Raw genomic sequence first — 23046 nt, 5'->3', positions numbered from 1 at the left:
GTGACCTCCGCTCCCCGCCCGATCGCGCCGGCCGACCTACCAGCGCTCGCCGCGCTGAACGACGCCGCCGTGCCCGCGGTCAGTCCGCTCGGGCTCGACGGACTGACGGCGCTCGTCCCGCACTGCGAGGTCGCCGTCGTGATCGACGACGACGACGGCGTCCCGGTCGCGTTCCTGCTCGCCCTCACCCCGGGGGCGGCCTACGCGAGCGAGAACTACCAGTGGTTTGAGACCCACCGGCCCGGCTCGCTGTACGTCGACCGTCTCGCCGTCGCGCCGCGCGCGTTCGGGGTGGGCCTCGGCCGGCTGCTCTACGAGACGGTGTCGGGGCGTGCGCATCGGCTCGACCTGGCGGAGATCACCTGCGAGGTGAACCTCGAGCCGCCGAACCCCGAGTCGATGGCGTTCCACGCCCGGCTCGGGTTCACCCAGGTTGGCGAGCAGGTGACGAAGGGTGGTTCGGTGCGGGTCGCCCTGCTGGCCCGGACGGCCTGACCGCACCCTGGCGTTTGTGGGTAGGTCTTGCTAGAATCAAACACATGTTCGACGACGAGCAGGTGGGCAGCGATGATGACGCGGGTGACCGCGTGCTGGGCGTGCGAGACGTGCCGCCGCGCCGAGCCGGGCGCGCGGCGAGCACCGGTGCCGGTTCGGGCGCGGGTGCCGGCTTGTCGGGGGTGCGGGGCGCCCGGTCGTCGGTAGCTGCGGGGCGGGGCGTTGTGTCGTTCTTGGCACCGTCCGCGGAGCTGGTGGCGTTCTGGGATGCGACGGACGTGCCGGTCGCGGCGCCGGTGCCCCCGGCGGATCTGGTGGCGTTCTGGGAGTTCGTCGACGCGCAGCTGGGCGAGCCGGAGCCGCCGGTGGAGTTCGGGGAGCCGGTCGTGGATGGGCTGGACGACTTCGCCCTGGTGGAGCTGATCGGGGACCTGGAGCGCGAGGCGTCGCGGGCGCGGGCCCGTCAGCTGACCGTGGTGGAGGCCCTGTCGCGGCGGGAGTCGATGAACCCGTTCTGGCCCGTGCGCGTGGCTCAGCCGAACATCACCGCCGAGGAGGTCGCCGCCGCCCTGGGCACCTCCCGCGCCGCTGGCCGGACCCTGGTGGACACCGCCCGGCTGCTGGCCGGACCCCTGCTGCCCACCGCCGCCGCGCTGCACGCCGGGGACATCGACTGGGGCAAAGCGAAGATCTTCGCCGCCGTCCTGGGCGATGTCGCACTCCAGGTCGCAGTGGACGTGCAGGCCCGGGTGCTTCCCGACGCGGGCCGGCGCACCCACGCCCAGCTACGCCGCGACCTGGCCCGGGCGTTGATCGTGGTCGACCCCACCGACGCCGAACAACGCGCCGTGCGCGCGGTCGACAAACGCCGCGTGTGCCACCCCAAGCGCCTGGCGGACGGCATGGCCGGCATCTGGGCCGTCCTGCCCGCCGCCGTGGCCACCCAGATCGACAACGCCCTGTCCGCCGCAGCGCGCACCGCCCGCACCGCCGGCGACCCCCGCACCCCCGACCAGCTGCGCGCCGACACCCTTGCCGCCGCCCTGACCGGCACCTGCGGTCACGGGCCGCTCGGGGTCGGGGCGTTCGCGGCCGGGCCGTTCGGACCCGGGGCGTCGATCGGCGGGTTGACCGGAGTCGGGAGCTGCTGTGTCGGGGCGTTCGGGTCCGGGGCGTCCAACGGTGGTTCGTGCGCCGCGGGGCCGTCCGCGGCCGGGACTTCCACCTCCGGTGCGTGCGGTCGGGGGTGTGCCGGGGTGCGCGTGGACGTGACCGTGTCCCTGGCCACCCTGCTCGGGCAGGACGAGAACCCCGGGGAGCTGGCCGGATACGGGCCCATCACCGCGCAGACCGCCCGCCGGTTAGCCACCGCGGGCACGTGGCGGCGCCTGGTGACCGACCCCACCTCCGGCACCGTCCTGGACGTCGGCACAACCCGCTACCGGCCCCCCGACGACCTCGCCGCGATCATCCGCGCCCGCGACACCCGCTGCCTGGCCCCGATCTGCGAGATCCCCTCCCACCGCTGCGAGCTGGACCACCGCGACCCGTTCCACCCCGACGGCACCGGCGGATCGACCTCCGCAGCCAACCTCAACCCGCTGTGCAAACGCGACCACCTGATCAAGACCCACGCCCGCTGGCACCTGACCCGATCCACCGACGGCACCGCGACCTGGACCACCCCCACCGGCCACGTCTACCACCACCGACCCGAACCACCCCCCGGACACGAACCCCCACTCGCCTGGGACGACACACCACCACCGTTCTGACGTGGACCGCAGGCCGTCAGGCGCCGCGCAGAACCGCCCCGACGCGTCGGGTCGCCTCGGCGACGGCCGCTTCGCGGACCGCGATGGCGTCCTCGGCCGTGAGCGTGCGGTCCGTTGCCCGCAGGCGCAGCGAGAAGGCCAGCGACTTCTTGGCCTCCCCGACCTGCGTCCCGGTGTAGACGTCGAACAGCCGGAGCTCCTCGAGCAGCTCACCGGCACCGTCCCGTACCGCAGCGAACACGTCGGCGGCGGGAACTCCGGCGTCGACCACGAGCGCGATGTCTTCCTTGGCAACCGGGAACGTCGACAGCGCAACCGCGTGCAGCGGCTCCACCGACGCCGCCGCGAGGAGCACGTCGAGATCGAGCTCGAACGCGACGGACCTCGCGGGGAGGTCGAGCGCGGCGACCACCTTCGGGTTCAGCTCGCCGGCATGCCCGACGAGCGTGCCGTCCGGCAGGGTGAACCGAGCGCACCGGCCCGGGTGCCACGGCGCGTGGTCCGGATCGGCCGAGACGGTCAGCTCGACGCCGACGATCGCCGCGACCCGCTGGACGGCCGCGATCGCGTCGGTGTGGTCGACCCGGCGTCCCGGACCCCACCAGCCGGCCGGCTCCGCGTTCCCGGCGAGGATGCCGGCCACGTGGCGGGGCTGCGGCGGAACGGCGGCACGCAGGCGCGCCAGCTCGTCGTCCGTCGGCCGGGACTCGATCCCCGGTCGCCCGGCGGGACCGGCCCCGGCCACAGGACGAGTCACGAGGCCGATCTCGAACAGGGCCAAATCGGTGCTGCCGCGCCCGACGTTGGCCAGCGCCGCATCGACGAGCGTCGCGAGCACGCTCGTGCGCAGCTCGGGGCGCTCCTCCGAGAGCGGGTTGGCCAGCCGGGCGGCGGCGCGCCGTGGATCGTCAGCCGGGAGCCCGAACACGTCGTGGATGGTCGGCGAGACGAACGGGTAGGTCAGCACCTCGACCAGACCCGATTCCGCCAAAGAGCGCGCGACGGACCGACGGGTGCGCTGCGCCGCGGTGAGACCGCGCCCCGCGGGCGCCACCGGCAGTACCGATGGGATCTGGTCGTACCCCCGCAGCCGGGCCACCTCCTCGACGAGGTCGATCGGGGCGGTCAGGTCGGGCCGCCAGGTCGGCGCCACGACGCGCAGGACGTCCCGCTCGAATTCGACAGTGCACCCGATCTGCTCGAGCACCCCGCGCACGACCTCGGCCGGGTAGTCGACGCCGACGATCCGGGTGGGCAGGTCGAACGGCAGCAGGATCGGCTCGGTCACCGCCCGCCGGTCGACGTCGGTCAGGCCGCCGTCGGCCACGCCACCGCCGTGCTCGATCAGCAGGTCGACCACGCGCTGGACCGCGACGGGCGGCAGGGCGGGGTCGACGCCGCGCTCGAACCGGCGCGACGCCTCCGAGGCCAGCTTGTGCCGTCGGGACGTCCGCGCGATCGACACGGGGTCGAAGTGGGCGCCCTCGATGAGGACGTCGGTCGTGGTCGGCGTGACCTCGCTCGAGGCACCGCCCATCACGCCCGCGATCCCGAGAACGCGCGAGGCCCGCCCGGACCCGCCGCCGTCCGTGATCAGGAGGTCCTCGGGGTCGAGCCGACGCACGACGTCGTCCAGGGTCGTCAGGCTCTCCCCGGCCCGCGCCCGGCGGACGACGATCGGGGCGACGAGCCCCGCGAGGTCGTAGGCGTGCAACGGCTGCCCGAGCTCGAGCATCACGTAGTTCGTGACGTCGACCGCGAGCGAGATCGGCCGCATGCCGGCCTGGGTGAGACGGCGCTGCATCCAGACCGGGGAGGGTCCGGAGGCCGCGACCCCGCGCACGATGCGCGCGACGAAACGGTCCGAGCCGGCCTGGTCTCGCAGCGGGGCCTCGTCCGCGAGCTCGACGGCAAACCCGGCACCGGATGTGACGGTGAGCTCGACGTGGGCCGGGTCGCGGAAGGCCGCGCCGGTGGCGTGCGAGTACTCCCGCGCCACCCCACGCAACGAGAAGCAGTAGCCCCGGTCGGGGGTCACGTTGATCTCGAGGGTCTGCTCGCCGAGCCCTAGCAGCTCGATGGCGTCGGTGCCCGGCGCCGGTGCTCCCTCGAGCACGATGATCCCGTCGTGGGAGTCGCCGAGCCCGAGCTCGCGCTCGGAGCAGATCATCCCGTCCGAGACGTGCCCGTAGGTCTTGCGGGCGGCGATCGGGAACGGCCCAGGCAGGACTGCGCCAGGCAGGGCCACGACCACGTGATCGCCCGCGGCGAAGTTGTGCGCGCCGCACACGATGCCGCGCGGGACGGTCCGCGCACCGGTGTCGTCGGGGTCGTTGAGCACCCCGACGTCGACCGCGCACCAGTTGATGGTCTTGCCGTTCTTGTGCTTCTCGGGTTCGAGCGAGACGACCCGCCCGACAACGAGCGGCCCGGTCACCGAGGCGCCGTGAAGCTCCTCGTCCTCGAGCCCCACGCGCGCCAGGTCGGCGGCCACCAGCATCGCGCCGGCCTCGGTCGTCGTCGCGCCCGCAGGCAGGTCGACCCACTCGGCAAGCCAGGGCATCGGTACGCGCGGCATCAGATCTCCATCCCGAACTGCAGGGAGAACCGCACGTCCCCCTCGACCATGTCGTGCATGTCAGCGATGTCGTGGCGGAACATCAGCGTGCGCTCGATCCCCATGCCGAACGCGAAACCCGTGTAGACGTCCGGGTCGATCCCGGCGGCGCGCAGCACGTTCGGGTGGACCATGCCGCAACCGCCCCACTCGATCCACCCGGGGCCGCCCTTCTTGCCCTCGAACCAGACGTCCGGCTCGGCGGAGGGCTCGGTGAACGGGAAGTACGACGGCCGGAACCGGATCTTCGCCGAGTCGCCGAACATCGCCTTCGCGAGGTGGTCGAGGGTGCCCTTGAGGTGCGCCATCGTCAGGCCCTTGTCGATCGCCAGGCCCTCGACCTGGTGGAACACCGGCGTGTGGGTCGTGTCGAGCTCGTCGGTGCGGAACACCTTGCCGGGGCACACCACATAGATCGGCACGTCCCGCTCGAGCATCGTGCGCGCCTGCACCGGCGACGTGTGCGTGCGCAGCACGAGGCCGCTCGTGGGCGGATCGATGAAGAACGTGTCCTGCATCTGGCGCGCGGGGTGGTCAGCGTCGAGGTTGAGCGCGTCGAAGTTGAACCACTCGGCCTCGACCTCGGGGCCCTCGGCGATCTCCCAGCCCATCGCGAGGAAGACGTCGCCGATGCGCTCCTGGAGCGACTCCAGCGGGTGCCGAGCGCCCTTCGGGCCCCGCTCGGCCGGCAGAGTGACGTCCACCCCTTCGGTACCCAGCACGAGCTCGTCCCGCAGCACCTCGAGCTCCGCCTGGCGGACGGCGATCGCGCGGCCCACCTGGCCGCGGGTCGCGCCGAGCAGCTTGCCGGCGCGCGCCTTGTCGGCGGCCGCGAGCTGCCCGATCTCGCGGTTCGCGAGGGAGAGCGCGCTGCGGTCGCCGGTATGGGCCAGGCGCGCCGTCTTGAGCTCGTCGAGGTCCGACGCCGCCGCGATCGCGGCCAGCGCGGCCGACAGTGCCGCCGCGACACCAGCCTCGTCCAGCGGGGACAGCGGAGCGTCAGCGGGCTCTTCGTTGATGTGCGAGGGGGACATCCGAACCTTCCGGGCAGGTACAGGCGACCGAACGCGCGTTGCGCCTGGCCGCAGGAAGTCTAGAGCCGGGCGCCAGCGGCACCGTTCAACGCGAAGCCCGCCACACGGTCGTAGGCGGGCCCGCCGCCTCGCCCCTCCCCCGGTCGGGAGCTGACGAGCACGATCTCGTCGACCTGCCAGCTCGGCCCCTCGTACACCGCCAAGGCGTGCGCGAGCGGGCCGACGTGGTCGGTGGACGAGCCCCTGCTCGCGCCGCGCACGCGCGCCACGGTCAGGTGCGCGCGGGACCGCACCCGATGGTCGTCGCGACCCGTGACGTCCCGGCCGAGGTCGACGCAGGCCGCGCTCAGCGCCGCGAGGGGCACCACGTCCCCGCCGCAGCCGATCCAGAAGATCCGGCGGTCGAACACTCCAGCCCCGCGTAGCCGCAGCTCCAGAGGCGAGCGCTCGTCCGCCACCGCCTCGAGCCCCACGGACAGCTCGTCGGCCTCGCCGGCCGACACCTCGCCGTAGAACGCGAGGGTCAGGTGCCGATCGTCCGCCGGTGCCCAGCGCAAGGCCGAGCGGGCGTCGTCGGGCAACGGGCTTCGCACGGACTCAAGGGCGAGCTCGAGGTGCTCCAGCACGGGAGCCGGCGGCACCACGGCGACGAAGAGCCTCATCGTCGAAGACTTAGCGCTGGGCGCGTGCCGAGGCATACAAGCACACGGCCGCCGCGGTCGCGAGGTTGAGCGACTCGGCTTGGCCGCGGATCGGCACCCGCACGACGGCGTCCGCCAGCACGAGCTCGTGCGCCGGCAGGCCCCACGCCTCGTTGCCGAACACCCACGCGGTGGGTGCGGCAAGATCGGGCGCCGCGCCACGCTCGTCGAGGCGGCCGGCGATGTCGAGCAGGTCGTCGAGGTCGTGCTCGCCGGTGCCGTCGGCAGCAAGGATCCCGACTCCGGCGGCGCGCAGCGCCTGGGTCACGGTGTCGAGCGCCACGCCGGTCACGACCGGCAGGTGGAACAGCGAGCCGGCGGTGGCCCGGATGGTCTTGGGGTTGTGCACGTCGACGCTCTCCAGCGTGAGCACGACGGCGTCCGCGCCCGCGGCGTCGGCCGCGCGGATCACGGCACCGGCATTACCCGGGTCGCGCACGCTCGCGAGAATCGCCACGAGGGTCGGCTTCAGGACGAGGATGTCCTCGAGCGTGGCCGAGGAGACGTTCGCGACGGCGACGACCCCCTGCGCGTCGGGGGACATCGCGGCCAGCACCTCGTCAGAGGCGAGGTGGACAGGGATGCCGCGCTCCTGCGCGTCGGAGACGACCTCGCCGTAGCGGTCGGCCGCCGCGACGGTCAGGTACAGCTCGTGGACCGAGGCGAACCGCACGACCTCGCGCACCGCCTGCGGGCCCTCCACGAGGAACCGCCCGGTGCGCGCACGCATCGAGCGCCCGGACAACGAGCGAACTGCCTTGACCCGCTCGGCGCGGGGGTTGGTCAGCTCGATCGCGGACGGAGACGTCATGACGAGGTCTTCCGGTGTCCGGGCGCTCGGTGGTGGTGTGACGATGCTCAGGCTGCGACGGCCGGGGCGTTGACGTCCGCCGGCAGTGCATCCTTCGCGACCTGAACCAGGACGGCGAAGGCGGCAGCGTCGTTGACGGCCATGTCGGCCAGGACGCGACGGTCAACCTCGACGCCAGCGGCCTTGAGGCCCTGGATGAGGCGGTTGTACGTCAGGCCGTTCGCGCGGGACGCAGCGTTGATGCGCTGGATCCACAGGCGACGGAAGTCGCCCTTGCGCTTCTTACGGTCGCGGTAGGCGTAGACGAGGGAGTGGGTGACCTGCTCCTTCGCCTTCCGGTAGAGACGCGAACGCTGGCCACGGTAGCCAGCGGCGCGTGCGAGGGTACTGCGGCGCTTCTTGTGGGCGTTTACTGCCCGCTTCACGCGTGCCACGTGATGCTCCTTGCGTTTCGGGGCTCAGGGGTGAGGAAGTGGCGCGCGGTGCGCGCCGCCAGGCTCACTTACCGAGCAGCTTCTTGATCTTCGGGGCGTCGGTCGGGGAAACGACCAGGTCACTCGTTAGGCGGCGCTTGCGACGGCTCGACTTGTGCTCGAGCAGGTGCCGATTGCCGGCCTGCTCGCGCATGATCTTGCCGGAACCGGTAACCCGGAAGCGCTTCTTCGCCCCGGAATGCGTCTTCATCTTCGGCATGGCTGCCGCTCTCCTCTGGTCGCACCGCGCGGACTTCGCGCGATTCGTTGTGGGCAGATGCCTGTGGGCGTCCGCTCAGTCAGTCACGTGCTGTGGTTCAGGCCGATCCCCCCGCTGCCGGGGGCTGAGGTGCCGCAGGCTTGCTCGCCGACGGCTTGCTCGTGGCCGGCTTCGCAGCCGACGGCTTGGCAGCCGCCGGTTTCGGAGCAGGACGCGGGGTCGGCGTGGGCCGCGGAACCGCGGTGGGCCGAGGAGTCGCCACGGGCTTCGGTGCGGCGACGGGCTTGGGTGCTGCTGCCGGCTTGGCTGCAGCTGGCTTGGCGACAACCGGCTTGGCTGCTGCGACCGGCGCCGGGGCGGGGGTCGTCGGTGCAGGTGCGGCCGGAGCCTTCACGACGGGAACCACCGGGGGGCGGTCTCCGCGGGAGCGGGGGTGACGACGGGCGCGACCGGAGCGGCCTCGACCGGTGCAGGCGCAGCAACCGGAGCGGCTTTCGCCACCGGGGGTGCAGCAACCGGAGCGGTGTGAGCCGGGGCGGCGGGCGCCTGTGCCTCGCGTGCCGTCTCGGCACCCTTGGCTGCGCGTCGCAGCTCCTGCTTCTGGTCGGCCTTCTTCTTGGTCGGGCCGAGCACCATGATCATGTTGCGCCCGTCCTGCTTGGGCGAGCTCTCGATGAAGCCGAGCTCGGCAACATCGTCGGCCAGGCGCGTGAGCAGCCGGATACCCATCTCGGGGCGGGACTGCTCGCGGCCGCGGAACATGATCATGACCTTGACCTTGTCGCCGGCCTTGAGGAACCGCTCGACGTGGCCCTTCTTGGTGCCGTAGTCGTGCGGGTCGATCTTCAGCCGGAAACGGATCTCCTTGAGCACGGTGTTCGTCTGGTTGCGACGAGCCTCGCGGGCCTTCATGTCTGCTTCGTACTTGAACTTGCCGAAGTCCATGAGCTTGCAGACAGGGGGGCGTGCGTCGGGCGCAACTTCAACCAGGTCGAGGTCGGCCTCCTGCGCAAGGCGCAGCGCGTCCTCAACGCGGACGATGCCGACCTGCTCCCCGTTGGGGCCGACGAGTCGGACCTCAGGGACGCGGATCCGATCGTTGATTCGGGCCTCGGTGATGTGGGTGCTCCTCGTGCTCGCGGTTTTCCACCACCGACGAGGAAGGCCCCCGCCGATGAGCACAGGCGGAGGCCGGGAGTCCGTCGGCGCGGTGCGAACGAGCTCGCGCCACGGCGAAGAGCTAAAAAGACGGTGACCCGTCGATCGCTCTCTCGGACCTATGACCCGGCACCTGTCGCCTTGACGGACAGTTGGTACGCGGGTGGGATTGGCTCCACTTGTGCACCGGAGAACCTTGCTCGCACGAATGCGGGCACGACTCCCCGATTGGTCAGCGCAAAGGCTACCACCCGCCCGCCGCAGGCTCGACCCCGCCCGGCCCCGACGTGCTCAGACCACCGTGCCCTTACTTGAACGGTTCCAGTAAAGGTGGCACTGTCTTGGTATGACCAATCCACGGATCCTTCGGGGGCACGGCCTGCGGGTGACCGGGCCCCGCGTCGCGGTCCTCGAGGCGGTCGCACTGCTCCCCCACACCGACACGCTCGGCATCCTCACGCAGGTGCGCCGAACGCTGCCGAACGTCTCCGTGCAGGCCGTGTACGACGTGCTGCGGACCCTGACCGAGGTCGGTCTTGTCCGGCGGATCGAGCCCGCCGGGCACCCTGCGCGCTACGAGCGCCGCGTCGGGGACAACCATCACCACGTCGTGTGCCGCGGCTGCGGCGCGCTCGACGACGTGGACTGCGCCACCGGCGCCGCCCCGTGCCTGGAACCGATCGCCGCCCATGGCTTCACGATCGAGCAGGCCGAGGTCACCTACTGGGGTCTGTGCCCCGCATGCCAGCAACCTACGAAACCAAGGAGAACCTCGTCATGACCATCGCGAACACCACCAGCCAGACCGGCAGCCCCATCACGAGCGACGCCCACTCACTGACCGTCGGCGCCGACGGCGTCACAGCGCTGCACGACCGCTATCTCGTCGAGAAGCTCGCGCAGTTCAACCGCGAGCGGATCCCGGAGCGGGTCGTGCACGCCAAGGGCGGCGGCGCGTTCGGGGAGTTCGTCGCGACCGGGGACGTGTCGGCGTACACCCGCGCGGCCGTGTTCCAGCCTGGCGCGCGGACCGAGACCCTGCAGCGGTTCTCGTCCGTGGCGGGCGAGCAGGGCTCCCCCGACACCTGGCGGGACGTGCGCGGGTTCTCGGTGAAGTTCTACACGACCGAGGGCAACTACGACATCGTCGGCAACAACACCCCGGTGTTCTTCATCCGGGACGGGATCAAGTTCCCGGACTTCATCCACTCCCAGAAGCGGCTGCCCGGCACGGGCCTGCGGGACGCCGACATGCAGTGGGACTTCTGGACGTTGTCGCCGGAGTCCGCCCACCAGGTGACCTACCTCATGGGCGACCGCGGCCTGCCCCGCTCCTGGCGCCAGATGCCCGGTTTCGGTTCGCACACCTACCAGTGGATCAACGCCGCCGGGGAGAAGTTCTGGGTCAAGTACCACTTCAAGTCCAACCAGGGCAACGTCGAGATGACCGAGGCCGAAGGCGAGCTGATCGCCGGCGCGGACGCGGACTACTACCGCCGCGACCTGCACACCGCCATCGCCGCCGGCGACTTCCCGTCGTGGGACGTCTTCGTCCAGGTCATGGCCTACGAGGACGCCAAGACGTATCGCTTCAACCCGTTCGACGTCACCAAGGTGTGGCCGTTCGGGGACTACCCGCTGATCAAGGTCGGCACCCACACCCTCAACCGGAACCCGGAGAACTTCTTCGCCCAGATCGAGCAGGCCGCCTTCTCCCCCGCGAACACCGTCCCCGGGATCGACATCAGCCCCGACAAGATGCTGATGGCCCGCGTGTTCTCCTACCCCGACGCCCAGCGGTACCGGGTGGGCACCAACTACGCGGACATCCCGGTGAACGCACCGCACGCGGCCGCGGTGCACACGTACTCGCAGGACGGCGCGGCACGGCACGGCTTCAAGCCGTCGTCCGCGCCGGTGTACGCACCCAACTCCTTCGGCGGACCGGTGGCCGACGCCGATGCCGCCGGCGAGGGCTCCTGGGAGAGCGACGGTGAGCTGGTCCGCTCCGCGGCGACGCTGCACTCGCAGGACGACGACTTCGGTCAGGCCGGCTCGCTCTACCGCGACGTGTTCGACGACGCGGCGAAGGCCCGCTTCGTCGCGACGCTCACCGGCCAGGGCGCGTCGATCACGATCCCGGCGATCCTCGAGCGGTTCTTCGCGTACTGGACCAACGTCGACGCCGACCTCGGCGCCACCCTGCGGGCCGCCGTCGTCGGGCTGGTTCCCGCCGTCTGACAGTCCTGGGGTCGTTGACCGCACTCGCCGGGCTCCGCATCGTGGGACAGATGCGGGGCCCGGCGTCACGGCCCGGATGCGGGCCCGGAGTCACTGCCCAGGTGAGAGGATCCAGGCATGTCAGCCCCCCTCGCCCAGCCCGGTCCCGACGTCAACTCCGCCACCCGGGACATCGCCGACGTGTCCGCGATCGAGATCATCACGACCGCCGCGGTGCACCTCATGAGCGCCGCGGCCGTCAAGTGCGGGCTGAGCGAGTCCACGCCGGAGCACCCGGGCTCGGACTACCTCGACCTGGACGAGGCCCGCAAGCTCATCACCGCCCTGGCCGCCCTGGTCACCGCCGCGGCCCCCGACCTCGGCAACCAGCACGCGCGGTCCTTGCGCGACGGCCTGCGCTCGCTCCAGCTCGCCTTCCGCGAGGCCTCGCCGTTCCCGGACGCGCCCGGCGACGGGCCCGGCGAGAAGTTCACCGGGTACGTCAGCTGACTCGAGTCAGCTGACCACCGACTCGAGCCGAGCGCGAGCACGTGCCCGGAAGCTCCGCAGCGCGACGAGCCCGGCGCCGGCCACGACCGCACCGATGACGCCTGCGGCGAGGAAGCCCGCCGATGCCCCGTACCGATCGATCAGCGCGCCGCACAGCGGCGCCCCGAGCGCGGCGCCCACCGTCATCGCGGACCCGTTCCAGCCCATCACCTCGCCGCGCCGGTGCTCGGGCACGATCCGGACCAGCATCGCCGTGATCGCCGACAGCGCGGGCGCGCACGGCACCCCGGCGATCACGACGGCGATCGCGAGCAGGAGCGGGGTCCCCGCGAACGCGGCCGGGATCGTCAGCAGCGCCAGGGCGAGCACCAGTACGAGCGGGTGGATCGAGTGCCGGCCGCCGCCGTAGGCGAGCCCCCCGACGAGGGACCCACCGGCCCACAGCGCGATCATCCAGCCCGCCGACGACGCCTGGTCCCACTCCACGAGCGCCGCGATGATGCTCACGTCCGTGCCGTTGAGCACGAGGGACGCGGCGGCGGCCGCCAGCAGCACGACGAGGAGTGCCGGCGTGAAGGCCCGACCGGTCGGCGCGGGCAGCACGACCTCGGGTCCCGACGGCGCGACCCGTCCCGCAACCCGTCCCGCTTCGCGCGCGAGCACGCCCGCACTGCTCGTCGGCGGGTCGAACCACATGAGCAGCCCGCCCGCCCCCACGGTCGCGAACCCGACCGCGACCAGCGCCGCGGTCGTCGACCAGGTCGTGGCGACCAGCACGGCGAGCGCGGGCGCGAGCATGAACGTGAGCTCGGTGCACACGGAGTCGAGCGCGAACGCCGTCCGCTGCTCGTCCGGGGGCACGAGCACGGCGAGCGACTGCCGCACCACCGAGAAGACCGGCACCATGAACAGCCCCGCCAGCGCGGCGGCCCCGACGAGCGCCTCGAAGCTGAGGAACGGCGCCGCGGTCCAGATGGTCGCCTCGATGAGGACCGAGGGCAGCAGCGCACGGCGCAGGCCCAGCCGGTCGACCAGACGCCCGCGCCACGGGGCCCCGATCGCCATCCCGATCGTGGCCGCGGCCGCCACGATCCCCGCCGCCCCGTACCCGCGGCCGAGGGGGCCCACGACGTGCAGCGTGACGATCACCCCGAGCGACGCGTTGGGCACGCGCGCGACGAGCGCGACCAGCACGAGGCGAAGCACCGCGGGCCGCCGGAGCAGGCGCCCATAGGGGGCGAGGGACATCTGCCCATCCTCCCCTCCAGGGCGACCGGCGCGGGCCGCTGTCCCTATCCTGGGCGGTGTGACGATCGATCCGACCCCCGCTGCAGCCCCCGACCATGACGAGCTGCACGGGTGGACGCCGGAGCCGCTCGCGGCCCCGGGCCCACGCCGCCGCCGTCCGTGGGGCCTGGTCGTCGTGTCCCTCCTGCTCGTGGCGGCCCTCGCGCTCAGCGGCTACCTGTGGACGACGACGCGCGGCTACCAGGGGCTCGCGGCGTCGACCGAGCACGAGGCGAGACTCATCGGCGCTGAGCTCGCCACGACCCGCACCTCGCTCGACGGCGCCACGGCCGAGCTGGCCGCGGTGCGTGCCCAGCTCGCCACGGCGCAGGCCCGGATCACGACCCTGGCCGACGAGAAGGCGCAGATCGGCGACGACCGCGAGGCCCAGCGCCAGCTCGTCGACTACCAGCAGCGCGTCAGCGTGGCCGCCGGCACCGTGGCCTCGGCGCTCGACCGGTGCATCCAGGGCCAGAACCAGCTGATCGAGTACCTCAAGAACGCGAGCGCCTACGCGCCGGCCGACCTGACCACGTTCGAGTCCGAGGTCGACGGCCTCTGCCAGTCCGCGACCGCGGCCAACCAGGCGCTCCAGGACGAGCTGGCCAAGTGACGGCCCACCGCCGGCGCCTCGCCGGGCTCACCGCGGGACTCGCCCTCACCCTTGCCCTGTCGGGCTGCGGGGCACTGCCCCCGCTGCCGGGCCCGGTCCCCACCGACCTGGTGCCCTCCTCCGCCCCGGGCGCCACGCCGACCACGACCGGGAACCTCTCGCCGGACGGCTTCGATGTCGCGCAGCGCATGGCGGTACGCATCCGCAACGTCGGCTGCAACTCCCTGTCCACCGGCTCCGGGTTCGCGATCGACGCCACCACCCTCATCACCAACCGGCATGTCGTGGCCGACTCGGCCGACCTCCAGCTGAGCACGTACGACGGGCAGGACATCAAGGCCACGGCCGCGAGCACCGCCTCGCTCGCCGACCTCGCGATCGTGCGGACGGTCGACACGCTGCCGGCCTTCCCCGAGCTCGCCGCCGCGGACCCCCAGCCCGGCGACGAGGTGACCGTCGTCGGCTACCCGCAGGGCGGTCAGCTCACCGTCACGAGCGGGCGCGTGATAGGGGCGACGACCGACCCGCTCAACGAGAACCTCGGCGAGGTGCTCGTGACGGACGCCCCGGTCGAACCGGGCAGCTCGGGCTCGGCGGTGCTCGACACCGACGGCAGGGTCGTGGGCGTCGTCTACGCCAAGAACGCCGACAACATGAGCTTCATCGTTCCGATCGGTACGCTCCGAGAGATGCTCGCCGACGAGACCGCGTTCGTGCCCTCGCCGGAGTGCAGCGGCTGATCCGAGGGCCGGCAGCCGTGTGAAACCGGGAGGTCACCGTGTCCGAAAGCATCGTTTCCGCGAGCGCAGGGTCTGGCAGCACCCCGTCCGAGAAGATCCCCCCGTTCGACCCCAGCGCGATGACGCGGGCCGCGAGCGACTCGATGAGCGTCCGCCGGGTGTTCGGCGAGGCCTACTCACACAACGGGACCTGGGTCGTCCCGGTGGCCAAGCTGATCGGCGGAACGGGGAACGGGTTCGGGATCGGGACCGCCTCCGGGAGCGGCGTGCCCGGCCGCGGGCCCAAGTCCACCGAGGGCGAGTCGGCGACCCGAGGGCTGCACGGCGAGAGCGAGGGCACCGGCGGCGGGGGTGGCTTCGGCGCCCTCGTGCGCCCGCTCGGCGTCTACGTCATCGACGACGGCGGAGTGCACTGGCGGCCGGCGATCGACGTGAACCGCGCGATCCTCGGCGGTCAGGCGGTCGCGATCGTGATCTCGCTGTCGCTCGCCTGGGTGCTGCGGCGAGCCTGGCGCTGAGCCCTACCCGCCACCGCTACCGCGCGGTCGTCAGTCGCAGCTCGAGCGAGTCGACGCGAGCGGCGATCGTCGGGTCGGCGGCCAGCGCCGCGTTGACGCGCGCCAGCACACCGTCCAGGCCGGCCCGGTCGAGCCCGGCCACCAGCGCCAGCACGACGGCGATCTCGGCGCGACGGCCCGGCTCGACCGCGGCCTGCGCGACCTGAGGCACGCGCTCCACCGCGGCGCGCACCGCGGCGACGACGCCGTCGACGACCACGCCCTCGACGACGGCTGGCTCCCAGGGGAGCTGCTGGGCAAGCGCCCAGACGGCCGGACGCGGCACGAGCACCGTGACGGGGCCGCCCGGATCCAGCACCATGACCTCCCACCCCTCGTCCACCGCCGACAACGCGGCCCGGTCGACGGCGGTCGGCACGGGCCGGGCGTCCGCGCGCCAGGCCGCCATGGACGCGACCGAGGTGAACACCGGCAACGCCGTGCGGCCGTCCGGAGCCCGCAGCGCGACGATTCCGGCCGAGGCCTCCTTGTCGACCACGTGCTCGGCGCCCGCGTGCACGACGACGTCGGCCACCCCGAGCTCGGCGAGCACCGGGATCAGGACCCGGGTCCGCGCGAGGGCGGCCACGACCTCGGGCAGGGAGCCGGTGCCGGTGTGCAGTCTCTCGAGCTCGATGGCCAACCGCGGGTCGGCAGAACCGTCGTCGGACGCGAACGGCGACGACGGCGGCAGCGCGCGTCCGCTCATCGCGGGCACCTCACGGCCGGCCGGCCACGTCCAGGGCCTGCGGCAGGGTGAAGGCCCCGGCGTAGAGCGCCTTGCCGACGATCGCCCCCTCCAGGCCGAGCGGGACGAGCGCGCGCAGCGCGACCAGGTCGGCCAGGCTCGAGATCCCCCCCGACGCGACGACGGGCGCCTGCGTCCGCGCGCAGACCTCGCTGAGCAGCTCGAGGTTCGGCCCGCGCAGCGTGCCGTCCTTGGTCACGTCGGTCACGACGTACCGCGCGCAACCGGCGTCGTCCAGCCGGGCGAGCACCTCCCAGAGGTCGCCGCCCTCCTTCGTCCAGCCGCGTGCCGCGAGCGTCGTCCCACGCACGTCCAGGCCGACGGCGATGGCGGCGCCGTACCGGGCGATCGCGCGCGCCGTCCACACAGGGTCTTCCAGCGCTGCCGTGCCCAGGTTGACGCGCGCCGCGCCGGCCGCCAACGCCCGGTCGAGCGAGGCGTCGTCGCGGATCCCGCCGGACATCTCGACCTTCACGCCCAGGCCGGCCAGCGCGCCGGCGACCTCGGCCAGGGCGGGGGCGTTCGAGCCCCTGCCGAACGCGGCGTCGAGGTCGACGAGGTGCACCCACTCGGCGCCGCCGGCCTGCCAGTCGAGCGCCGCGGTGAGCGGGTCGCCGTAGGACGTCTCGGACCCGGCCTCACCCTGCACGAGGCGGACGGCCTGGCCGTTCGCGACGTCGACGGCGGGCAGCAGCTCCAGGCGGGCGGTCGGTTCCGGGCGGTCCGTCATGGTGTCCTGTCGGTGAGGAGGTGGTGGGCGGTCACGGCGGGCGCGCTCAACGGAGCGCGCCGACCCAGTTCGCGAGCAGGTGGCTGCCGGCGTCGCCGGACTTCTCGGGATGGAACTGCGTCGCGGTGAGCGGGCCGTTCTCGACCGCGGCGACGAACGGGCCACCGTGGTCGGCCCAGGTCACCTTCGGCGGGGTGAACAGCGCGTCGCCCAGCGGCGGAAAGCTCCGGGCCGCGTACGAGTGCACGAAGTAGAACCGTTCGTGCTCCACCCCGGCGAACAGCCGGGAGTCCGACGGCGGCTCGACCGTCGCCCAGCCCATGTGCGGCACGACGTCGGCCTCGAGCCGGTCGACGAGCCCGGGCCACTCCCCCAGGCCGGGTGTCCGCACGCCGTGCTCGTCGCCCGCCTCGAACAGGACCTGCATGCCCACGCAGATGCCCAGGACCGGCCGGCCACCGGCAAGGCGCCGACCGATGATCTGCCCGCCGTGGACGTCCGCGAGCCCGCGCATGACGGCGGCGAACGCGCCCACGCCCGGGACCACGAGCCCGTCGGCGACCTCGGCCTGGCGCGCGTCGGAGGTCAGCAGCACGCGCGCACCGACACGCTCGAGCGCCCGGACCGCCGATCGGACGTTGCCGAAGCCGTAGTCGAGGACCACGACGGACGGGGCGGTGAGTCCGGTCACCGGCGCGCCGCGCGCGCAGCAGAGGCGAGGACGCGCATCGCCTTCAGGCGCGACATGCCCACGCTCGAGACGACGCCCTCGAGGTCGGCCGGGGTCGTCTCGCCCAGCACCAGGTCCTCGAGCACCTCGGGGGCATCCCCGAGCACGAGCCCCGGCGCGAGGTCGTCCCCCCGGCTCCCGTCGAGCCAGCGCGAGGCGCTGATCTGGCCCTCGCGGGACTCGAGCAGGACGAGCGGGACGCCCCGCAGCAGGCGCGAGATCGCGCCGGCCGCCTCGGCCGGCGCTTCACCCTGGGTCGCGCGGAGCACCGCGAGCGCACCCACCTCGGACGGCACGACGTCGGCCGCGATCTTCGAGATCGCACAGGTGGCCGCGAGCGCGAGCGCATCCGCCACCGGCGTCACGAGCAGGGCGAGGCTGACCTCCCCCAGGAGGGACGACGCGTCGTCGGGCACGCTCACAGCGCACCCTTCGTGGACGGGATGCCCTCGACGCGGGCGTCGGGCTCGACCGCCGCGCGCAGGGCACGGGCGACCGCCTTGAACTGCGCCTCCACGATGTGGTGCGGGTCGCGTCCGGCGAGCACGCGCACGTGCAGGCAGATGCCTGCGTGGTGCGCGATGGACTCGAGAACGTGCCGCGTGAGCGACCCGGTGAAGTGCCCACCGATGAGGTGGTACTCCTGCCCGGCGGGCTCGCCGGTGTGCACGAGGTACGGCCGGCCGGAGACGTCGACGACGGCCTGGGCGAGCGCCTCGTCGAGCGGCACCGTCGCGTCGCCGAAACGCGCGATCCCGGCCTTGTCCCCGAGCGCGATCCGCAGCGCGTCCCCGAGCGCGATCGCGACGTCCTCGACCGTGTGGTGCACGTCGATGTGCGTGTCGCCGGTGGCCCGGACCGTGAGGTCGATGAGCGAGTGCTTGCCGAGCGCCGTGAGCATGTGGTCGTAGAACGGCACGGACGTCGAGATGTCGGTGCGCCCGCGACCGTCGAGATCCACCTCGACGAGGACGCTGGACTCGGAGGTCGATCGCTCGACCCTCGCCGTGCGGGCGCGCACGGGTGCTGTGCTCGTCGTGCTCGTCGTGCTCGTGTCGTTCACAGCGCGGCCACCTCCACCAGGGCGTCCTTGAACGCCGTCATCTCGTCCGGGGTACCGATCGACACCCGCAGCCAACCTTCGGGGCCGACCTCCCGGATCAGCACCCCCGCTCGAGCAGACCCTGCCAGATCGCATGGCGGTCGTCGAACGTGCCGAACAGCACGAAGTTCGCGTCCGTGTCCGCGACAGTCAATCCCTGGGCACGCAGCCAGGCGACGCACGCGTCGCGCTCGTCGCGCAGCGAGCCGATCTGCGCCATCAGCGCCGGTGCGTGCCGCAGCGCTGCGCGAGCGACAGCCTGGGTCACGCCCGACAGGTGGTACGGCAGGCGCACGACCCGCAACGCGTCGATGAGCTCGGGCGCGGCGGCGAGGTACCCCACGCGGGCCCCGGCCAGACCGAAGGCCTTCGACATCGTCCGGCTGACCGCGAGCTGGGGCCAGCGGTCGAGCAGCTCGAGCGCCGAGGGCACCCCGGCGCGCCGGAACTCGCCGTAGGCCTCGTCCACGACGACGACGCACCCACCCGGCACCCGCGACGCGGCGTGGAGCACGGCCTCGATCGTCGCGGTCGGCAGCACCGTCCCGGTCGGGTTGTTCGGGCTCGCGAGCAGCACGACTGTCGGCGCGTGCGCCGCGATCGCGTCTGCCGCCGCCGTGGGATCGAGCGAGAAGTCCGCTTCTCTGCGCCCGGCGAACCAGGCGGTCGAGGTGTCCCGCGCGTACTCCGGGTACATCGAGTAGGTCGGAGCGAACGACAGCGCCGTGCGGCCCGGCCCGCCGAAGGCCTGCAGCAGGTGGAGCATCACCTCGTTCGAGCCGTTCGCGGCCCAGATCTGGTCCGGGCCGAGCCGCACCCCGGACTCACGCTCGAGGTACCGGGCGAGATCCTCGCGCAGCGCGCCGAAGTCACGATCGGGGTAGCGGTTGAGGTCGCGCGCGGCGACGGCGACGTCGGCGGCGATGTCCGCGACGACGTCGTCGGCCAAGGGGTAGGGGTTCTCGTTGACGTTCAGCCGCACGGGCACGTCCAGCTGGGGCGCACCGTAGGGGGACAGGCCCGCGAGCTCGGGGCGCAGAGGAAGGGGCACCACCCGAGTCTACGTAAGACCGGTGCGACAGCCGCCGTCGCGACCAGGAGCGACACGGCAAACCTGCCGGTGACCGGGGCCCTTCGTCCCGGTCGCCACCGGTAGCGCCCCCCTAGCGTTGGACCCATAGCAGGCCACCCAGCGGACCCTGTGCGCGAGGAGGCAACGATGGACACCATGCGAGCAGCCGTCGTGCGGTCTTTCGGGCGGCCTCTCTCGATCGAACAGGTGCCCATCCCCGTCCCGGGACCGCACCAGGCCCTGGTCAAGGTCCAGTACACCGGCGTGTGCCACACCGACCTGCACACCGTGCGCGGCGACTGGCGCACCCCCGCGGCACTGCCGTTGATCCCGGGGCACGAGGGCCACGGCCCCGTCGTCGCGCTGGGTCCGGACGTGACCGGCGTGCGGATCGGCGACCAGCTGGGCGGCACCTGGATCGCGAGCGCGTGCGGCCAGTGCGAGGCGTGCCTCGCCGGGGAAGAGCCGCTGTGCCCGTCGCAGAAGAACGGCGGCTACTCGACCAACGGCTCCTTCGCCGAGTACATGCTGCTCGACACCCGGTACGCCGCGCGAATCCCCGCCGGTGCCGATGCCGTCGGGGTGTGCCCGATTCTGTGCGGCGGCCTCACCGCCTACAAGGCGCTCAAGGTCTCCGGGGCCCGGACCGGGCAGTGGGTCGCGATCTCGGGGATCGGCGGCGTCGGCCACCTCGCCGTCCAGTACGCGCGGGCCATGGGCCTGCGCGTCGCGGCGATCGACGTGGACGAGTCGAAGCTGGCGCTCGCGCGCAAGCACGGCGCCGAGCTCACCGTGAACGCCCTCACCCAGGACCCGGGCGTCGAGCTGACCGCCCAGGTCGGCGGGGCGCACGCCGTCATCCTCACCGCCACCACCGCCCAGGCGTTCACCAACTCGCTCGCGATGCTCCGCCCCGGCGGGACGGCCGTCCTCGTCGGGATGCCGCCCGGGAGCTTCCCGCTCGACATCGTCGACACCGTGCGGCGCGGCCTGACCGTGCGCGGCTCGATTGTCGGCAACCGCCTCGACCTCGCCGAGGCGCTCGACCTGTACGCGACCCGCGTGGTGGACCCGAGCGTGACCCTGCGGCCACTCAGCGAGGTCGACGCCGTGCTCGCCGAGTTCGCCGGCGGTCAGATCGACGGAAGCGTCGTGCTGGACCCGACGACCTGACTCGTGGGTGGGTCTGCCTACCATCGACGCATGACCCTCTCGCAGACGTCCGCAGCGCGCCCGACGTCCACCGTGGATCGCAGCGCGCTGCAGGCCCAGGCGCAGGCCGCGCTCGTCGCGCTCGTCGGCCGCGACGACGCCGTGCTGCGCGCCGACCAGTGGACGGCGATCGAGGCCCTCGTGGCCGACCGGCGGCGTGCCCTGGTCGTCCAGCGCACCGGGTGGGGAAAGTCCGCGGTGTACTTCGTGGCCACCGCGCTCCTGCGAGCGGCGGGCGCGGGCCCGACCGTGATCATCTCCCCGCTGCTCGCGCTGATGCGCAACCAGGTCGACGCCGCCCAGCGCGCCGGGATCCGCGCCGAGACCATCAACTCGTCCAACGTCCAGGACTGGGCATCCGTCCAGGCGCGCGTCGCCGCCGGTGAGGTGGACGTCCTGCTCGTCTCGCCCGAGCGGCTGAACAACCCCGGCTTCCGCGAGGAGGTCCTCCCCCGGCTCGCGGCCACCGCGGGGCTCGTGGTCGTGGACGAGGCGCACTGCATCTCCGACTGGGGTCACGACTTCCGACCCGACTACCGGCGCATCCGCACGCTCCTGGCCGAGCTGCCCACCGGGATCCCGGTGCTGGCCACGACGGCAACCGCCAACGCCCGGGTCACGGCCGACGTCGCCGAGCAGCTCGCGGTGACCGGCGCTCTCGCAGGGACAGGCGCTGCTGGTCACGACCTCGCCGACGTCCTCGTGCTGCGCGGCTCGCTCGACCGCGAGAGCCTGCACCTGTCGGTGCGCCAGCTGCCGAGCACGGCGGCGCAGCTGGCCTGGCTCGCGCACAACCTGCCCCGGATCGAGGGTTCCGGGATCATCTACTGCCTCACGGTCGCGGCCGCCCAGCAGGTCGCCGAGTACCTGCGCGGCAACGGGATGCAGGTCCGCGCCTACACGGGCCAGACCGACACCGCCGAGCGTGAGGTGGCCGAGCAGGACCTGCTGGCCAACCGGGTCAAGGCGCTCGCGGCGACGTCGGCGCTCGGGATGGGCTTCGACAAGGGCGACCTCGCGTTCGTGATCCATCTCGGCGCACCCGCGTCGCCGATCGCGTACTACCAGCAGGTCGGCCGCGCCGGGCGCGCGACCGAGCAGGCCGAGGTCGTGCTGCTGCCCGCGCGCGAGGACCGCGCGATCTGGGACTACTTCGCCTCCATGGCGTTCCCGCCCGAGGCCGAGGTCCGAGCCACGCTCGCCGCCCTCGAGGGTGCGGGCACGCTGTCGACCGCGGCGCTCGAGACCCGGGTCTCGCTGCGCCGCAACCGCCTCGAGCTCATGCTCAAGGTGCTCGACGTCGACGGCGCCGTCGCGCGCGTCCGCGGCGGCTGGACCTCCACCGGGCAGACGTGGGACTACGACGCCGACCGCTACGAGCGGGTCGCGGCGACCCGACGGGCCGAGCAGCAGGCGATGGTCGACTACGTGCGCGGTGACGAGTGCCGCATGGCGTTCCTGCGGGCCGCGCTCGACGACCCCGAGCTCGTCCCCGGCTGGCGGTGCGGTCGCTGCGACGTGTGCGGCGGGGTGTCTCTCGACGTCGCACCCGACGAGCAGGAGGTCGCCGCAGCACGCGAGCAGTTGTCCGTCCCGGGCGTCGAGGTCGAGCCGCGCCGGCAGTGGCCGACCGGCATGGCGGGCCTCGGGGTGGAGCTCTCCGGCCGGATCGCGGTGAACGAACGGGCCGAGACCGGACGGGCGGTCGCGCGCCTCGACGGCATCGGCTGGGGCGGGCTGCTCCGGGACCTCTTCTCGACCCCGAGCGGCTCGCCCGACGGCGGCCTGCCCGTCGCGCTCCGCCGACCGGTGCTCGACGTGCTCAAGGCCTGGCAGCCGGACCCGGCGCCGGCGGGCATCGTCGTGATCGCCTCGCAGGGGCGCACCGAGCTCGTGGACCACCTCGCCGCCGGCATCGCGCGCCAGCTCGACCTCCCGATCCTCGGGCACGTCCGTCCCGTCGCCGGGATCGGCCCCGGTCGGCACGACGTCAACTCCGCGCAGCGGCTCGGTGGCGTGGCCCACCGCCTCGAGCTCGACCTGGGGCCGCAGGGCGCCGCGGGCCTCGACGGCCGCGCCGTCCTCCTCGTGGACGACCGCACGGACTCCGGCTGGACGCTCACCGTGGGCGCCCGACTGCTGCGCCGGGCCGGCGCTGGGGCCGTCTACCCGTTCGTGCTCGGCGTGGGCTGACTCGGCGTCGGCCGACCCGGGGCGAATTCACCCCCAGATCCTCTGATT

Annotated in this window: 23 protein-coding genes and 1 pseudogene; 10 read left to right on the top strand and 14 right to left on the bottom strand. The window is 73.0% G+C overall.

Annotated elements, in window-relative coordinates; genetic code table 11:
• Both VTA80_RS18120 and VTA80_RS18115 read left to right on the top strand, forming a co-directional pair.
• Nucleotides 1-495, top strand: a complete 495-nt coding sequence (locus VTA80_RS18120; protein WP_407342476.1) for a GNAT family N-acetyltransferase — start codon at nucleotides 1-3, stop codon at nucleotides 493-495.
• 44 nt (nucleotides 496-539) lie between these two features.
• Nucleotides 540-2270 carry a DUF222 domain-containing protein gene (locus VTA80_RS18115; protein ID WP_407342475.1) on the top strand — a complete coding sequence of 577 codons (1731 nt, stop codon included), beginning with the start codon at nucleotides 540-542 and terminating at the stop codon, nucleotides 2268-2270.
• Between the two features lie 16 nt (nucleotides 2271-2286).
• Here VTA80_RS18115 and pheT read toward each other — a convergent pair whose 3' ends face one another.
• The 7 genes from pheT to infC all read right to left on the bottom strand — a co-directional run bounded on the left by pheT (nucleotide 2287) and on the right by infC (nucleotide 9302).
• A complete protein-coding gene (gene pheT / locus VTA80_RS18110; protein WP_407342474.1) occupies nucleotides 2287-4848 on the bottom strand; it encodes a phenylalanine--tRNA ligase subunit beta in 2562 nt (853 codons plus the stop codon).
• The gene (gene pheS, locus VTA80_RS18105) at nucleotides 4848-5921 is read right to left on the bottom strand and encodes a phenylalanine--tRNA ligase subunit alpha (protein ID WP_407342473.1); all 1074 of its coding nucleotides are present in this window, start codon (nucleotides 5919-5921) and stop codon (nucleotides 4848-4850) included. The genes pheT and pheS overlap by 1 nt, the downstream gene beginning before the upstream one ends.
• Nucleotides 5922-5980: 59 nt before the next feature.
• Nucleotides 5981-6583 (bottom strand): RNA 2',3'-cyclic phosphodiesterase, encoded by a 603-nt coding sequence (thpR, locus tag VTA80_RS18100; protein WP_407342472.1) that lies wholly within the window; start codon nucleotides 6581-6583, stop codon nucleotides 5981-5983.
• 10 nt (nucleotides 6584-6593) lie between these two features.
• On the bottom strand, nucleotides 6594-7433 hold the full coding sequence (locus VTA80_RS18095) for a TrmH family RNA methyltransferase (protein WP_407342471.1): 840 nt from the start codon (nucleotides 7431-7433) through the stop codon (nucleotides 6594-6596).
• A gap of 47 nt (nucleotides 7434-7480) precedes the next feature.
• A complete protein-coding gene (rplT, locus tag VTA80_RS18090; protein ID WP_407342470.1) occupies nucleotides 7481-7867 on the bottom strand; it encodes a 50S ribosomal protein L20 in 387 nt (128 codons plus the stop codon).
• Between the two features lie 64 nt (nucleotides 7868-7931).
• On the bottom strand, nucleotides 7932-8126 hold the full coding sequence (rpmI, locus tag VTA80_RS18085; RefSeq protein WP_407342469.1) for a 50S ribosomal protein L35: 195 nt from the start codon (nucleotides 8124-8126) through the stop codon (nucleotides 7932-7934).
• Nucleotides 8127-8516: 390 nt separating this feature from the next.
• Nucleotides 8517-9302 carry a translation initiation factor IF-3 gene (infC, locus tag VTA80_RS18080; protein WP_407345813.1) on the bottom strand — a complete coding sequence of 262 codons (786 nt, stop codon included), beginning with the start codon at nucleotides 9300-9302 and terminating at the stop codon, nucleotides 8517-8519.
• Nucleotides 9303-9630: 328 nt separating this feature from the next.
• On the opposite strand from infC, the gene VTA80_RS18075 reads away from it, so the two are divergent.
• The 3 genes from VTA80_RS18075 to VTA80_RS18065 all read left to right on the top strand — a co-directional run bounded on the left by VTA80_RS18075 (nucleotide 9631) and on the right by VTA80_RS18065 (nucleotide 12014).
• Nucleotides 9631-10065 carry a Fur family transcriptional regulator gene (locus VTA80_RS18075; protein ID WP_407342468.1) on the top strand — a complete coding sequence of 145 codons (435 nt, stop codon included), beginning with the start codon at nucleotides 9631-9633 and terminating at the stop codon, nucleotides 10063-10065.
• Nucleotides 10062-11525, top strand: a complete 1464-nt coding sequence (locus VTA80_RS18070) for a catalase (protein ID WP_407342467.1) — start codon at nucleotides 10062-10064, stop codon at nucleotides 11523-11525. The genes VTA80_RS18075 and VTA80_RS18070 overlap by 4 nt, the downstream gene beginning before the upstream one ends.
• A gap of 117 nt (nucleotides 11526-11642) precedes the next feature.
• Nucleotides 11643-12014, top strand: coding sequence for a DUF1844 domain-containing protein (locus VTA80_RS18065; protein ID WP_407342466.1), 372 nt, complete (start codon nucleotides 11643-11645; stop codon nucleotides 12012-12014).
• Between the two features lie 6 nt (nucleotides 12015-12020).
• Here the strand turns inward: VTA80_RS18065 and VTA80_RS18060 are convergent, their stop codons facing one another.
• Entirely contained in the window at nucleotides 12021-13262 is a 1242-nt protein-coding gene (locus VTA80_RS18060; RefSeq protein WP_407342465.1) for an MFS transporter, read from the bottom strand.
• A gap of 58 nt (nucleotides 13263-13320) precedes the next feature.
• Here VTA80_RS18060 and VTA80_RS18055 point away from each other — a divergent pair, with 58 nt between their 5' ends.
• From VTA80_RS18055 to VTA80_RS18045, 3 genes are read left to right on the top strand one after another with little or no spacing between them, the layout of a single operon-like run.
• Nucleotides 13321-13914 (top strand): hypothetical protein, encoded by a 594-nt coding sequence (locus VTA80_RS18055; RefSeq protein WP_407342464.1) that lies wholly within the window; start codon nucleotides 13321-13323, stop codon nucleotides 13912-13914.
• The gene (locus tag VTA80_RS18050; protein ID WP_407342463.1) at nucleotides 13911-14654 is read left to right on the top strand and encodes a serine protease; all 744 of its coding nucleotides are present in this window, start codon (nucleotides 13911-13913) and stop codon (nucleotides 14652-14654) included. Before VTA80_RS18055 ends, VTA80_RS18050 begins: the two co-directional genes overlap by 4 nt.
• 38 nt (nucleotides 14655-14692) lie before the next feature.
• Nucleotides 14693-15172: a spore germination protein GerW family protein gene (locus VTA80_RS18045; RefSeq protein ID WP_407342462.1), complete on the top strand. Its 480-nt coding sequence runs from the start codon at nucleotides 14693-14695 to the stop codon at nucleotides 15170-15172.
• Between the two features lie 16 nt (nucleotides 15173-15188).
• Here the strand turns inward: VTA80_RS18045 and VTA80_RS18040 are convergent, their stop codons facing one another.
• The 6 genes and pseudogenes from VTA80_RS18040 to VTA80_RS18015 all read right to left on the bottom strand — a co-directional run bounded on the left by VTA80_RS18040 (nucleotide 15189) and on the right by VTA80_RS18015 (nucleotide 19575).
• Nucleotides 15189-15920 carry an SseB family protein gene (locus VTA80_RS18040; RefSeq protein ID WP_407342461.1) on the bottom strand — a complete coding sequence of 244 codons (732 nt, stop codon included), beginning with the start codon at nucleotides 15918-15920 and terminating at the stop codon, nucleotides 15189-15191.
• 10 nt (nucleotides 15921-15930) lie between these two features.
• Nucleotides 15931-16689, bottom strand: a complete 759-nt coding sequence (gene priA / locus VTA80_RS18035; RefSeq protein WP_407342460.1) for a bifunctional 1-(5-phosphoribosyl)-5-((5-phosphoribosylamino)methylideneamino)imidazole-4-carboxamide isomerase/phosphoribosylanthranilate isomerase PriA — start codon at nucleotides 16687-16689, stop codon at nucleotides 15931-15933.
• Nucleotides 16690-16735: 46 nt separating this feature from the next.
• The gene (hisH, locus tag VTA80_RS18030) at nucleotides 16736-17380 is read right to left on the bottom strand and encodes an imidazole glycerol phosphate synthase subunit HisH (RefSeq protein ID WP_407342459.1); all 645 of its coding nucleotides are present in this window, start codon (nucleotides 17378-17380) and stop codon (nucleotides 16736-16738) included.
• Entirely contained in the window at nucleotides 17377-17841 is a 465-nt protein-coding gene (locus tag VTA80_RS18025) for a hypothetical protein (RefSeq protein WP_407342458.1), read from the bottom strand. The genes hisH and VTA80_RS18025 overlap by 4 nt, the downstream gene beginning before the upstream one ends.
• Nucleotides 17838-18440 carry an imidazoleglycerol-phosphate dehydratase HisB gene (gene hisB / locus VTA80_RS18020; RefSeq protein ID WP_407345812.1) on the bottom strand — a complete coding sequence of 201 codons (603 nt, stop codon included), beginning with the start codon at nucleotides 18438-18440 and terminating at the stop codon, nucleotides 17838-17840. The genes VTA80_RS18025 and hisB overlap by 4 nt, the downstream gene beginning before the upstream one ends.
• A gap of 38 nt (nucleotides 18441-18478) precedes the next feature.
• Nucleotides 18479-19575, bottom strand: a pseudogene (locus VTA80_RS18015) (histidinol-phosphate transaminase).
• Nucleotides 19576-19740: 165 nt separating this feature from the next.
• Between VTA80_RS18015 and VTA80_RS18010 the strand changes: the two are divergent.
• Nucleotides 19741-20766 (top strand): zinc-dependent alcohol dehydrogenase, encoded by a 1026-nt coding sequence (locus tag VTA80_RS18010; RefSeq protein ID WP_407342457.1) that lies wholly within the window; start codon nucleotides 19741-19743, stop codon nucleotides 20764-20766.
• Between the two features lie 30 nt (nucleotides 20767-20796).
• Nucleotides 20797-22998 (top strand): RecQ family ATP-dependent DNA helicase, encoded by a 2202-nt coding sequence (locus VTA80_RS18005; protein ID WP_407342456.1) that lies wholly within the window; start codon nucleotides 20797-20799, stop codon nucleotides 22996-22998.
• The last annotated feature ends 48 nt before the right edge of the window (nucleotides 22999-23046 follow it).

The sequence above is a fragment of the Pengzhenrongella phosphoraccumulans genome (assembly GCF_045689905.1).
Classification (GTDB): domain Bacteria; phylum Actinomycetota; class Actinomycetes; order Actinomycetales; family Cellulomonadaceae; genus Pengzhenrongella; species Pengzhenrongella phosphoraccumulans.
Note: the sequence above shows the minus strand (reverse complement) of the source record. Positions and strands in the feature narration are given on the sequence as shown.

Coding starts and splice junctions, on each gene's coding strand:
- VTA80_RS18040 (WP_407342461.1), bottom strand. CDS start 15,920: ATGAGCGGACGCGCGCTGCCGCCGTCGTCGCCGTTCGCGTCCGACGAC.
- VTA80_RS18070 (WP_407342467.1), top strand. CDS start 10,062: ATGACCATCGCGAACACCACCAGCCAGACCGGCAGCCCCATCACGAGC.
- VTA80_RS18115 (WP_407342475.1), top strand. CDS start 540: ATGTTCGACGACGAGCAGGTGGGCAGCGATGATGACGCGGGTGACCGC.
- pheS (WP_407342473.1), bottom strand. CDS start 5,921: ATGTCCCCCTCGCACATCAACGAAGAGCCCGCTGACGCTCCGCTGTCC.
- VTA80_RS18065 (WP_407342466.1), top strand. CDS start 11,643: ATGTCAGCCCCCCTCGCCCAGCCCGGTCCCGACGTCAACTCCGCCACC.
- VTA80_RS18060 (WP_407342465.1), bottom strand. CDS start 13,262: ATGTCCCTCGCCCCCTATGGGCGCCTGCTCCGGCGGCCCGCGGTGCTT.
- VTA80_RS18075 (WP_407342468.1), top strand. CDS start 9,631: ATGACCAATCCACGGATCCTTCGGGGGCACGGCCTGCGGGTGACCGGG.
- VTA80_RS18095 (WP_407342471.1), bottom strand. CDS start 7,433: ATGACGTCTCCGTCCGCGATCGAGCTGACCAACCCCCGCGCCGAGCGG.
- pheT (WP_407342474.1), bottom strand. CDS start 4,848: ATGCCGCGCGTACCGATGCCCTGGCTTGCCGAGTGGGTCGACCTGCCT.
- thpR (WP_407342472.1), bottom strand. CDS start 6,583: ATGAGGCTCTTCGTCGCCGTGGTGCCGCCGGCTCCCGTGCTGGAGCAC.
- VTA80_RS18005 (WP_407342456.1), top strand. CDS start 20,797: ATGACCCTCTCGCAGACGTCCGCAGCGCGCCCGACGTCCACCGTGGAT.
- rpmI (WP_407342469.1), bottom strand. CDS start 8,126: ATGCCGAAGATGAAGACGCATTCCGGGGCGAAGAAGCGCTTCCGGGTT.
- VTA80_RS18010 (WP_407342457.1), top strand. CDS start 19,741: ATGGACACCATGCGAGCAGCCGTCGTGCGGTCTTTCGGGCGGCCTCTC.
- priA (WP_407342460.1), bottom strand. CDS start 16,689: ATGACGGACCGCCCGGAACCGACCGCCCGCCTGGAGCTGCTGCCCGCC.